Source organism: Pseudomonas sp. NBRC 111127 (assembly GCF_001320345.1).
Classification (GTDB): Bacteria; Pseudomonadota; Gammaproteobacteria; order Pseudomonadales; family Pseudomonadaceae; genus Aquipseudomonas; species Aquipseudomonas juntendi.
Genome location: NZ_BCBD01000068.1, coordinates 14,651 through 28,654, shown reverse-complemented (window position 1 = coordinate 28,654; position 14,004 = coordinate 14,651). Strand labels below are relative to the sequence as shown.

At 67.8% G+C, this 14,004-nt stretch carries 1 protein-coding gene; it reads right to left on the bottom strand.

From position 1 onward, the window contains the following. A partial coding sequence (locus APH30_RS14245) for a non-ribosomal peptide synthetase (protein ID WP_156326469.1) occupies window positions 1-13,948 on the bottom strand: 13,948 nt, incomplete at its 3' end. Window positions 13,949-14,004: the final 56 nt, after the last annotated feature.

The window sequence follows — 14,004 nt, the reverse complement described above, 5'->3', positions numbered from 1 at the left end:
GCGCCAGGCGCTGGTGGGTAAGGCGCACGCCCTCGGCAGTGCCTGCGGCACCGACGCTGACGCGCAGGGGCAAGGTGTTGATGAACATACCCAGCGCCCGTTCGGCACCTTCGCCGCCCTGCAGGCGGCCCAGCAGCACCGTGCCGAACACCACCTCTTCGCGGCCGGACAACTGCGCCAGTACTTGCGCCCAGGCCTGGTGCATCAGGCTGGCGACGCTCACGCCCAAGTGCCGCGCCTGCTCGCGCAAGCGCCCGCACAGTGCGGCATCCACGGTCAGGCGGCTGTCGTGTACGTCACGGGTGTCACCGTGCGCATCGTGCAGGCCGTAGACCAGGGTGGGCTCATCGATGTCGCCCAGCAGTTCGCGGAACAATGCTTCATCGGCTTGGGGATCGGCGCCCAGGCGTGCCTGGGCCACATAATTGCGGTAAGGCACGCTGGCCTCGCCGAGCGGGCGGCCCTGCAGCACAGCCGTGATTTCCGCCACCAACTGCTCGACGGCGGCGTGGTCAAGGATGATGTGGTGGATCAGCAACGTGGCTTGCAGGCCCGTGTCGGTCTGCTCGGGCAACAGCCGCACCAGCGGGGCCTGGCCAAGGCCGATACCCGTGCAGGCGGGTGCGCAGTGCATGCTGGCGGCAAGCGACGGCACCGTATGCCAGACCACTTGCACCGGTTCTTCCAGGGTTTGCCAGTGAATGCTGGTGCGCAAGATGTCGTGGCGGGCAATGACCTGGTCGAGGGCGGCGGCAAAAGCGTCCAGTTCGGCTTGGCCAGGGAAGGCGAAGCGCGCTTGCAACACATACGGGTCGGCGCCGTCGCTGGCCAGGTGGTGGTAGAGAATGCCCTGCTGCAACGGCGCCAGGCCGTAGATGTCCTGAATGTTCTGGATACCGCCGGGCACCTGCGCGACCAGGGTGTCGATGGCCGCCTGCGACAGGTCGGCCAGCGGCAGCATGGCCGGGGTGATCGCCGTGGTCCCCGGGACAATACGGTTGGCCGGCACCGCCACGCGTGTGTCAGCGCCCAGCGCCGCGGCGAGCGCAGCCAGGGTCGGTTGGCCGAACAACACGCGGATATCGGCGTGCAGGCCTTGGGCACGCAGGCGCGCGGTCAGGCTGACGGCCAACAGCGAGTGCCCGCCCAGTTCGAAGAAGTTGTCATACCGCCCTACCCGCTCTACGCCCAGCAGCTCGGCCCACAGGGCCGCCAGCAGGTGTTCGGTGTCGCCTTGCGGGGCCTCGAACGGGCGGTCCTGGAGGGGGCCGGGGGCTGGCAGAGCCTTGCGGTCAAGCTTGCCGTTGGGGCTCAGCGGCAGGGCCTGCAGGTGCATGAACTGTGCCGGCACCATGAATTCGGGCAGATGGGTGAGCAATGCGCTGCGCAGGGTGTCCACCGGTTGTGCGTCGCCAGTGTAGTAGGCAACCAGGCGCTGGTCGTGGGCCAGCACCACCGCCTCCTTGACGCCCTCGATGGCCGTGAGGCCGGCCTGGATTTCACCCAGTTCGATACGCAGGCCACGCAGTTTGACCTGGTCGTCGTTGCGGCCGAGGTATTCGATGTTGCCGTCCGGCAGGTGACGCGCCAGGTCACCGGTGCGGTACAGGCGTGCGCCGGGTACGAACGGATCGTCGATGAAGCGCTCGGCGGTCAGTTCGGCGCGGTTGAGGTAACCCCGGGCCACCTGCACGCCGCCGATGTACAGCTCGCCGGCTACCCCCTGGGGTACGGGTTGCTGCTGGTCGTCGAGGATGTACAGGGTGGTGTTGGCGATGGGTTTGCCGATCGGGGTGTTGTCCGGGGCGCTGGTGCAGTGCCAGGCGCTGACATCCACCGCGGCTTCGGTCGGGCCGTAGAGGTTGTGCAGCTCGACGGTTGGCAACTGAGCGTGGAAACGCCGCACCAGATTCCCCGGCAACGCCTCACCCGAGCAGATCACACGTATCAAGGGTAGGCGCGGCGTTGGGTTGTGATCGGGCTGCGCGGCTGCCCCGGCGGTAATGATGTCGGTTTGGAAATCCTGGGGCCGCTGTGCGGCCCTTTCGCGACACGAGGCCGCTCCCACAGGGGCCTGCGTAGCAGCCCCGGCGACAGGGGCTGTCGAGGACAGGAACACGTCGAGCATCGAGGGGACGAAATGCAGGGTGGTGACGTGCTCGCGGGCGATTACCTCGCGCAGGTATTCGGGGTCTCGGTGCCCACCGGGGCGGGCCATCACCAGCCGTGCACCGGTCTGCAACGGCCAGAGGAATTCCCACACCGACACGTCAAAACTGAACGGGGTTTTCTGCAGCACCACGTCGGCCGCACCCAGTCCGTAAGCGTCCTGCATCCACAGCAGGCGGTTGACGACACCCGCGTGCTCGTTCATCACGCCTTTCGGCAGCCCGGTCGAACCGGAGGTGTAGATCACGTAGGCCAGGTGCCGGGCATTCAGCCCTGCCACCACAGGGTTCGTCGCCGGCAAAGAAGCCCAGCTCGGCTGGTCCAGATCGATGAGCAGACCCGCTTCCGGGACGTGCCGGGTAGCCGCATGCACCAGCACCGCCACTGGCGCGCTGTCGCTGAGCATGTGCCGTACGCGCTCGGCCGGGTAGTCCGGGTCCACCGGCACATAAGCGCCACCGGCCTTGAGAATGGCCAGCAGCCCCACCACCATCGACAAGCCGCGTTCGACGCAGATGGCCACGCGATCGTCCGGTTTTACCCCCAAGCCGATCAAGTGGTGCGCCAGGCGGTTGGCCTGCTGGTTGAGCTGGCCGTAGCTCAGCTCGCCCTCCTCGGCCCTGACCGCCACCGCCTCGGGGGTGCGCCGAACCTGCGCCTCGATCAGGCCGTGCAAGGTCTGCCCGAGGTCGTAGGCGACGGCCGTGTCGTTGAACCCGGCCAGCACCCGCTGGCGTTCCTCGGCCTGCAGCACCGGCAAGCGCTGCAACGCCAGCGCCGGTTCTTGCTCCAGGGCCTGCACCATGGCCTGCAACACCTGCTCCATTTGCCCGCAGATACGCGCAGCGCCAACGCCGGCAGTGGTCATGGCCACCAGGCGGAAGCCTTCGTCCAGGTCATCCACGTTCAAGCTCAATGGGTAGTTGGTACGCTCCTGTCCCTGCAGCACCTCGATGCCGTCCCAGCCCTGGCGCTGCGCCGTGTCGGGCTCGGCACCGTGGCGGTAGTTGAGGATGGCGCTGAACAGCGGCAGCGGCGCGGCGACGCCACTGCAACGTTGCGCCAGGGCCAGCGAGGCATGCTCGTGGGCCAGCAGGCCACTGAGCGACTGGTGGGTGGCATGGGCCGCCTCGCGCAGGCTGACGCCGGCGAGGTCGATGCGCAGTGGCAGGGTGTTGATGAACATCCCAAGCGCGCGCTCGGCACCCTCGCCGCCCTGTAGACGCCCCAGCAACACGGTACCGAACACCACGCTGGGCTTGCCACTGGCCGCGGCCAGCAAACGCGCCCAGGCCAGGTGGAACAGGCTGGCCACGCTGATGCCCAACTGCCGCGCCTGGAGGCGCAAGCGGCCGGCCAGGTCGGCAGAAAGGGGCAACTTGGCCTCGTGCATGTCGCGGCCATCGCCTTGCACGTCACTCAGGCCGAACGGCAGGGTTGGCTCGTCGATATCAGCCAGTTGCCCGCGGAAGAACGCCTCGTGCCCGGCCTGGCTGATGCCCAGGCGCGCCTGGGCTACATAGTTGCGGTACGGCACAGGGGCATGGGCCGGGGCCGCAGCGCCCTGCAGGTGGGCACTGAGCTCTTCGCCAACCACGTCGAGCGCCGTATGGTCGAGCACGATGTGGTGGAACTGCAAGGTGGCCTCGATCGGGCCGTCGGCGTCGGTGTACAGCAGGCGCAACAGCGGCGCCTGGCTCAGGTCGAATTCAGTGCTGGATGGGCTGTTGTCGCCGCCTGCCTGCGCAACCGGTGCAACGGCCCGCAAGACCACTTGTACCGGTTGCGGCAGGCCCTCCCAAAGAATGGCCGTGCGCAGCACATCGTGCCGGGCGATGACCGCGTCCAGCGCGCTGGCGAACGCCTGCAAGCGTTCGCGGCTGGCGAAGCGCAGCCTGGAGTACAGCACGTAGGGGTCGTGCTCGGCACTCAGGTGATGATAGAGAATCCCCTCCTGCAACGGCGCCAACGGGTAGATGTCCTGCACGTTGGCGGCGCCGCCTGGCACCTTGGCGACAATAGCGTCGATGGCGGGCTGGTCGAGGTCGATCAGGCTGAGCAGCTGCGGGGTGATCTGCGTGCAACCCGATGGAATTCGGTTTTCCGGCACTTCCACACCTTGCTCGGCACCGAGCGTGGAGGCCAGTGCGGCAATGGTCGGCTGGCCGAACAAGGTCCGCACATCGACCTGCAAACCTTCCAGGCGCAAGCGCGCGGTCAGGCTCACGGCCAGCAGCGAGTGCCCACCCAGCTCGAAGAAGTTGTCGTGCCTACCCACCTGCTCAACCCCCAGCAGCTCGCGCCACAACCGCGCCAGCAAGGCCTCGGTGTGGCCCACAGGGGCCTCGTAAGGTCGCCCGTGCAAGGCCGTATCCGCCGCTGGCAGTGCCTTGCGGTCAAGCTTGCCGTTGGGGGTCAGGGGTAGCTGTTCAAGGTGGATGTACTGGGCCGGCACCATATACTCGGGCAGCCGGGCCAGCAATGCCTGGCGCAGGTCATCGACCGGCTGTGCCGTACCCGTGTAGTAGGCGACCAGGCGCACGTCGTCCACCGCGAGCACAACGGCCTCGCGCACGTCGGCGAGTTGTGCAAGGCAGGCTTCGATCTCGCCCGGCTCGATGCGCAACCCACGCAGCTTGATCTGCTCGTCGCAACGGCCAAGGAATACCAGGTGGCCGTCCTGGTTCAGGCGCACCAGGTCACCACTGCGGTACAGGCGCTCACCTTCGACGAACGGGCTGGCGATGAAGCGCTGCGCCTGCTGCTCAGGCAGCCCCAGGTAACCCCGCGTTACCCCGGCGCCGCCAATGTGCAGCTGCCCGGCCACACCATACGGCACCAGTTGGTCGTCGCTGTCGAGCACGCAGAGCCAGGTATTGTCGATCGCCTGGCCGATGGGCAGGCTGCCTTGAGGGAGCGCGGCATCTGGCTGCAAGGTCCAGGCGCTGCAGTCCACCGTGGTTTCGGTAGGGCCGTAGACGTTATGCAGGCGCACCTGCGGCAAGCGCTGGCGCACCTGGGCCGCCAGCGCTGCGCTCAGCTCACCGCCGCCACACACGATGTCGGTCAGGCTGTTGCAGTGGCGGCTCTCGGGCTGCTCGATGAACTGTTGCAGCAAGGCCGGCACGAACTGGACCACCGCCACCGCCTGCGCCTGCACCCACTGCACCAGGTAAGCCGGGTCGCGCTGGCCATCCGGGCGCGCCAGCACCAGGCGCAAACCGCTGCACAGCGGCCAGAATAGCTCCCAGACCGAAGCATCGAAGCTGACCGGGGTCTTGTGCGCCACACCGCCCTCGCCCACGTGTGGGCACAAGCGGCGGCTCCAGTGCACCAGGTTGACCACGTTGCGGTGCTCGACCATAACCCCCTTGGGCACGCCCGTGGAGCCCGAGGTGTAGATCACATAGGCCAAGTGCCGGGCGCCCAGCCCGGCGATGCGCGGGTTGCTGATCGGTTGCTGCTGCCAGCACGGCTGGTCCAGGTCGACCGATGGCAGGTCCAGGGTGCCGGCGATGTCGCGCGTGGCGCCGTGTACCAGCACGGCCAGCGGTGCGCTGTCGGCCAGCATATGGCGAATTCGCTCGGCGGGATAACCTGGGTCGACCGGCACATAGGCAGCGCCGGCTTTGAGAATGGCCAGCAGGCCAACCACCATGTTCAGCCCACGCTCGACACAGATCGCCACCCTGGCATCGGGTTGGGCCCCCAGCCCGACCAGGTGGTGGGCCAGGCGGTTGGCCTGTTCGTCGAGCTGGCAGTAACTGATTTCGCCTTCTTCGGCCACCAGCGCAACGGCATCGGGGGTACGGCGGACCTGGGCTTCGAACAGGTGGTCCAGCGGCTGCTCAAGGTCATGCGGCTGTGGCGCAGGGCGTTGCAGCAGCTGTGTGCGCTCCGCCGGGCTGAGCACGCACAACTGTTGCACCGGCGTGCCCGGCGCGTGCTCCAGCGCGTCCAGCAGGCCGACCAGCACCTGTTGCATCTGTTCGCACAGGCGTTGCGCACCGACCTGCGCGGTGACCTGCGCACTGATGCGCAGGCCGTCACCCAGGTCATCGATGTTCATGCTGATCGGGTAGTTGCCATGCCCGCGCGGGGGTAATACCTCTACGCCTTCCAGCGCTTGCTCATGTGCCTGCAGCTCGCTGGCCGTGGCGCCATGGCGGTAGTTGAGCATGGCGCTGAACAGCGGTGTGGGCGCGGCCACGCCGCTGCAACGCTGGGCCAACGCCAGCGCCGCGTGCTCATGCACCAGCAGTGCCGCCAGCCGTTGGTGGGCCTGGCGCACCCCTTCGCGCACATCCAGGCCCTGCAGGTCGAGGCGCAGGGGCAAGGTGTTGATGAACATGCCAAGGCCGCGATCGGCGCCGGCCCCACCCTGCAGGCGGCCCAGCAGGACGGTGCCGAACACCACGCTGGACTTGCCACTGGTGCCCGCCACCAGCCGTGCCCAGGCCAGGTGCAACAGGCTTGCAGCACTGACACCCAGCTGGCGCGCCTGGCTGCGCAGGCGCAGGTACGCAGCCGGTTGCAGGGCCACGCTGGCCTGTTCGAACTGGCTGGCCTGGAGCTGCAAGTCGGTCAGCCCATAGGGCAAGGTAGGTTCGTCGATATCGGCCAGTTGCGCGCGGAAGAACGCCTCGTGGTCAGCCTCGCTGACGGCCAGGCGTGCCTGGGCCACGTAGTTGCGGTAAGGCACCGGGGCCTGCGTGGGTTGCAGCCCGTGCAAGTGGTCGCGAATTTCAGCCAGCACCGCTTTCATGGCGGTGTGGTCGAGGGCGATATGGTGGAACAGCAAGGTGGCTTCGATGGGGCCCTCTGCGCCGTGATAGTGCAGGCGGATCAGCGGGGCCTGGCTCAGGTCAAAGGCCGTGCGGGTGGCCGCGCCTGTGGCAACCGGGGCGACCGTGCGCAGCACGACCTGGACCGGCTGTGCAAGGCTGTCCCAGAGCACGGCGGTGCGCAGCACATCGTGCCGGGCGATGACCTTGTCCAGGGCGCCGGCAAAGGCTTGCAGGCGGGCCAGGCTGTAAAAGCGGATCGGCCATTGCAGCAGGTAGGGGTCTTCGCCGGTCGCACTCAGGTGGTGGTAGAGAATACCTTCCTGCAACGGCGCCAATGGGTAGATGTCCTGCACATTGGCGGCGCCGCCAGGTACCGCTGCAACAATGCGCTCCAGCGACGCCTGGTCCAGGCTCAGCAACGGCAGCATGTCCGGGGTGAGCTGTGTGCAGCCAGGCGCAATACGGTTTTCCGGGACGGCCACTTGCCGGTTCTGGCCCATGGCAGATGCCAGCGAGGCGACCGTGGGCTGGCCAAACAGCACCCGCACATCGGTGGGCAGGCCTTGTTGGCGCAAGCGCTCGATCAGGCTCACCGCCAACAGCGAGTGGCCACCCAGCTCGAAGAAGTTATCGTGGCGCCCTACCCGGTCGACACCCAGCACATGCGCCCATATGGCCGCCATGGCGACTTCGGTATCGCCCACAGGGGCTTCGTAGCCGTGCCCGACCAGGTCGGTAGTGTCCGGGTCGGGCAGCGCGCGGCGGTCGAGCTTGCCATGGGGGGTGAGCGGCAGTGTTTCCAGGTGCATCAGCGCCTGCGGCACCATGTAGGCCGGCAGGCAGGCTTGCAAGGCCTGGCGCAGGTGGTCGACCGTCACAGCGGCGCTTGCGGTGAACCAGGCCAGCAGGCGTTCGTCGCGGACCAGCACCACCGCATCCCGCACGCCCGGCTGGGCAGCCAGCGCGGCCTCGATCTCGCCCAGCTCCACGCGCACACCGCGGACCTTCACCTGGTCGTCATTGCGGCCCAGATAGTCCAGCGTCCCGTCGGTATTCCACCGCACCAGGTCACCGCTTCGGTACATCCGCGCGCCCGGCAGGCGGCTGAACGGGTCGGCCAGGAAGCGCTGTTGGGTCAGCTCAGGGCGGTTGAAATAGCCCCGTGCAACCTGCGCGCCGCCAATGTACAGCTCGCCAACCACACCGGCAGGCACCGGTTGCCGGCGCTCATCCAGCACATACACCCGGGTATTGGCGACGGGTTTGCCGATGTGCAGCGCCGCACCGGGCTGCAAGGCCCCCGAAGTCGCGACCACGGTGGTTTCGGTGGGGCCGTAGTTGTTGACCACGGCAAAGCCAGGGTCGCGGTCGAACTGGCGCAGGCGGTCGCCACCCACCAGCAGGGTCCGCAGGGTCGGGTGCTGTACCGGGCGACGCAATGCCTGCTCGGCCACCGGGGTGGGCAGGAAGCTCACCGCCAAGGGCTGTTGCTGCCACCAGTCCAGCAGTTCCTCCACGTGCTCGTTGCCGACCGCTGCCGGCGGCAGGTGCAGGGTGGCCCCGGCGCACAAGGCCGGCCAGACCTCCCAGGCCATGGCGTCGAAACCGAAGCCGGCCACGCTCGAGGTACGGGTACCGGGCTGCACGGCAAATGCCTGGCAGTGCCAGTGCACGAGGTTGAGCAGGGTGTGGTGCTCGACCATCACGCCTTTGGGTTGGCCGGTGGAGCCCGAGGTGTAGACCAGGTAGGCCAGTTGCTGGGCACCCAGCCCAGGTACTTGTGGGTTGTCGCTGAGGCGGTGGTAAGCCGCTGGCGAATCCAGGTCGAGCCGAGGGACAGCCGTCGGCAGCCCGGTGGTTTGCGTGTCGGCCAGTACCAACCGTGGGGCACTGTCGGCCAGCAGGTAGGCAATGCGCTCGGCCGGGTACCCCGGGTCTACCGGCACGTACGCCGCGCCGGCCTTGAGCACCGCCAACAGGCCGACAATGCGTTCGCAGTGGCGCCCGAGGCACAGTGCAACGCGGTCACCACACTGCACGCCCATGGCGATCAGCTGGTGCGCCAGCTGGTTGGCACGCCGGTTCAGCTCGCCGTAACTGAGCGTTTCCTCACCCTGGCTTACTGCGCTGGCGTCTGGCGTGCGGGCGGCCTGGGCCTCGATCAACGCCTGCACCGTGGTCGCCGGGGGGAAGGCTTGCGCGGTGGCGTTGAAGCGGCCGAGCAACTGCTGACGGGCGTCTTCGTCGAGGATGGACAGGCCGTTCAGTGGGGTGCCCTGGCCGAGCTCCAGGGCCTGGACCAGTTCGGCGACGGCGTTGCACATCCAGGCCGCCACCCGCGCCGCGCCAATGCCAGGCACAGCCAGAACGCTGAACCTGAACCCTTGGCCCAGGTCGTTGACGCTGAGGGTCAAGGGGTAGTTGCTGCGCTCTTCGCCACCCAGCAGCCGCACCCCCTCCCATATGCCCTCGCCTTCACGCGGCGCATCGTCGGCACTGTGCCGATAATTGAGCAAGGCGCTGAACAACGGCGCCGAAGCGGGCACGCCGCTGCAGCGCTGGGCCAGGGCCAGCGGTGCGTGCTCATGGGCCAGCAGCGCTGCCAGGCTGCGGTGGGCGGCGCGCACGGCGCTGGCCACTGGCTGCCGCGTGTCGACCCGCAGCGGCAAGGTATTGATGAACATGCCCAAGGCGCGGTCGGCGCCCTTGCCCCCTTGCAGGCGGCCCATCAGCACGGTGCCGAAGACCACGTCGTCGCGGTTGGCCAGCACGCCGAGCACACGGGCCCAGGCCAGGTGCATCAGGCTTGCGGCGCTGACCCCCAGCTGCCGGGCCTGGCTGCGCAAACGCCCGGCCAGGCCAGCGTCTAGGGCTTGCGTGGCACTCTGCACAGCACGGCCGTCGCCCTGCACGTCGGCATGGCCTAACGGCAAGGTCGGCTCCTCGACGTCGGCCAGCATGTCGCGGAAGAACGCTTCATGCCCGCCCTGGTCGCCCAGGCAGGCCTGGGCCACATAGTTGCGGTACGGCACCGGCGGCGGCAGGCTGTGGCCCTGGCCGAACAGCAGCGCCCGCATTTCACGGGCCACCACGTCCATGGCGGTATGGTCGAGGGTGAGGTGATGGAACAGCAGTACCGCCACCACTTGCTGGTTGGCCGGGTCGAGGCTGTAGTACAAGCGGGTCAGCGGGGCCTGGCCCAGGTCCATGCGGTGGTGGCGGGCGTCGAAGCGCGCGTGCAACTGGTCGATACGAGCCACGCCGGGCTGCTCGGGCAGGTCATCGACTTCATGAACACCCAGCAGTGCCTCGCGCCATACCACCTGCAGGGGCTGCGGCAGGCCCTGCCAGAGCACGGCCGTGCGCAGGATGTCGTGGCGGTCGATCACCTGTTGCAACGCCCCGGCCCAGGCCAGCAAGCGCTCCACGCTGTCGAATGCCAGGCGCGTCTGCAGCAGGTAGGGGTCGCCTTGCTCCGCGCTCAAGTGGTGGTACAGCACCCCCTGCTGCAGTGGTGCGAGGGGGTAGATTTCCTGCACGTTGGCGGCGCCGCCCGGCACGCTGGCAACCACTTGGTCGATGACCGTCTGCTCCAGCTCGACCAGGCTGAGCATGCCCGGGGTGATGCGCTCGGCGCCCGGCGGGACGCGATTGGCGGGCACGGCGATTTCCGCACCGGCCCCCACGACAGCAGCCAACGCCAGCACGGTCGGTTGGGCAAACAGCACCCGTACATCAATGACCATCCCTGCGCCACGCAACCGCTCGACCAGCGTAACGGCCAGCAGCGAATGGCCGCCAAGTTCGAAGAAGTTGTCGTGCCGCCCCACCCGCTCGACACCCAGCACCTCGGCCCAGACCTGCGCCATGGCCGTTTCGGTAGCGCCTTGCGGCGCCTCGTATTGCTGGCCGAACAGTTCGCCAGTGGCCGGTTCCGGGAGCGCGCGGCGGTCAAGCTTGCCGTGGCTGGTCAACGGCAGTTCGGCCAGGCGGGTGAACGCCACCGGCAGCATGTGTGCAGGCAGGCAGGCGCGCAGCGCCTCGCGCAGGGTGTGCGGGTCCAAAGGGGTGGTTTCGGTGTACCAGGCCAGCAGCCGTTCGCCGCGGACCAGCACCACGGCCGCGTCGACGCCCGGTTGCGCCGCGAGGGCGGCTTCGACTTCACCCAGTTCGACCCGCACGCCGCGGATCTTCACCTGGTCGTCGTTGCGCCCGAGGTAGTCAAGGGTGCCATCGCTGTTCCAGCGCACCAGGTCGCCGCTGCGGTACATGCGAGCATTGGCCTGGGAGCTGAACGGGTCGGCCAGGAAGCGCTCTTCGGTCAATGCTGGGCGGTTGAAGTAGCCACGCGCCACTTGCGCACCGCCGATGTACAGCTCGCCGGCGACGCCCACGGGCACAGGTTGCAGGCCCTGGTCGAGCACATAGAGCCGGGTGTTGGCAGTCGGTCGGCCGATGTGCAGTGCATTACCTGGGCTGAGCAGCCCCGAGGTGGCTACGACGGTAGTCTCGGTCGGGCCGTAGTTGTTGACCACGGCAAAGCCTGGGTCGCGGTCGAACTGGCGCAACCGGTCACCACCTATCAGCAGGGTGCGCAAGGTGGGGTGCTGATGCTCACGGCGCAAGGCCTGCTCGGCCACCGGCGTAGGCAGGAAGCTGACCGTCAGCGGCTGCTGCAGCCACCAGTCGAGCAGTTCGTCGACATGCTCGTTGCCAATGTGTGCCGGTGGCAGGTGCAAGGTGGCCCCGGCGCTCAGGCTTGGCCACACCTCCCAAGCCATGGCATCGAAGCCGAAACCGGCAAGGCTGGAAGCCTGGCTGGCGTTGTCCACGGCAAACGCCTGGCAATGCCAGTGCACCAGGTTGGCCAGGGCATGGTGCTCGACCATCACCCCTTTGGGTTGCCCGGTGGACCCGGAGGTGTACACCAGGTAGGCCAGCTGCTGCGCATCCAGCCCCGGCACCTGGGGGTTGCTGTCGTCGGTGGCATAGGCCTCGGCCTGGTCCAGGTCCAGCCGCGGCACAGCGCCGGGCAAGCCGTCGACGGTGGTTTCCGCCAGCAACAGCAGCGGCGCGCTGTCGTCGAGCAGGTAGGCAATGCGGGCGGCCGGGTAACCCGGGTCAATCGGAACGTAGGCCGCACCGGCCTTGAGCACGCCAAGCATGCCCACCAGCCGCCTGGCGTTGCGCGGCAGGCACAAGGCGACCCGGTCACCCAGTTGCACACCCCGCGCGCGCAACTGGTGGGCCAGCTGGTTGGCCTGGCGATTGAGTTCGCCATAACTCAGCGCCTGGCCGCCCTGCAGCAGCGCCAGCGCGTCGGGTAGGCGGGCAGCCTGGGCCTCGACCAGCGCATGTACGGTGCTACCCTGCGGGTAGTGCCGGGCGCTGTCGTTGAACTGTTGCAGCACCTGCTCGCGCTCCTCGGCCGGCAACACCGCCAGCGCTTGCAACGGCGTGCCCGGTGCCTGTTCCAAGGCCTCCACCAGGCTGGCCAGCACCTGTTCGAACTGCGCGCACAGGCGCGGCGCATGCCATTGGGGCAGGCTCTGCACCGTCAGGCGCAGGTCCTCACCCAGGTCATCGACACTGACGGTCAGCGGATAATCGGTACGTTCTTCGGCGCCGACAATATCGATGCCGGGGGCAACCGGTATGATCTCGGCCGCGTCGCCCGCGTCACTGTGGCGGTAATTGAGCATGCTGTTGAACAGCGGCGCCGGTGCGGCCACGCCGCTGCAACGCTGGGCCAGCGCCAACGATGCCTGCTCATGGCCGAGCAAGGCGCTGAGCCGGCGATGGGTGGCCAGCAGCCCGTCGCGCACGCTGTGCTGGCCCAGGTCGATGCGCAGCGGCAAGGTATTGATGAACATACCCAGCGCCTGCTCGCCGCCAACTCCGGTGGTCATGCGGCCCAGCAACACGCTGCCGAACACCACGGCCTGGCGTGCCGAGAGCTGGCCGATCAACCGGGCGAAACCCAGGTGCAGTACGCTGGCCGGGCTCACCCCCAACTGCCGGGCCTGGGCACGCAGGCGCTGGCTGAGCGCCGGCGCCAGGGTCAGGCGTGCCTGCTGCAGGGGCTGGTCGACCTTGTCCTGCTGGCCGAAGGCGAGCGTGGGCTCATCGATGTCACCCAGCATTTCACCGAAGAAACGTTCATGGGCCTGTTCGTCGAGGGCCTGGCGCGCTGCCGCCAGCACATTGCGAAACGGCATGGGTGGCGGTAGCTGCGCACAGGTGCCGGCAAGGTGGGCCTGCAGTTCGCGGCGCACGATGTCCAGCGCGGTGTGGTCCATGATCACGTGGTGGAACATCAGCAGCGCGACCCATTGCTCGCCCTCGCCCTGGGCATGCACCAGTTGCATCAACGGCGCCTGGCGCAGGTCGAGCCGGTAGTGACGCGGGTCGAAGCGCTGGCACAGGCTGGCCAGTGCGTGGCTGCCGGCCAGTGGGAGGGCCTCGCGGACCAGTGCAGCTTCACGCCAGACCACCTGTACCGGGTTGTCCAGGTACTCCCAGTGCACGGCAGTACGCAGAATGTCGTGCCGCTGGATGACCCATTGCAGCGCCTGGGCAAAGGCCTCCAGGTGCTCCTTGCTGGCAAAATGCAGTTGCACCTGCGACAGGTACGGGTCACCCTCGCTGGCGGCCAGGTGGTGGTAAAGCATGCCCTGCTGCAACGGTGCCAGCGGGTAGATGTCCTGCACGTTGGCAGCACCGCCCGGCACCTGCTCGACAATGCGGTCGATGGCGGCCTGGTCCAGGGTTACCAGTGGCAGCATGTCGGGGGTGATGCGAAAGGCCGGGCTGAGCCAGTCGTCATCCTGTTCGGCAAGCATCTCCAGCAAGGCCGGCTTGTGCCGTGACAGCGCCTCCCACAAATGATCGTCCAGGGTTTCGTCGTCACCGAGGACGATCAGGTCCTGGTCTTCACGCTGGAGTCGAATTGCACGGGTGGAAAGAGCTGCCATCAGTTCGCTGAAGTGCATCGGTAAGCATCCTGCTTTGCCTGGAAATAAGGTTGGGGGACACGCTAATGGATCGT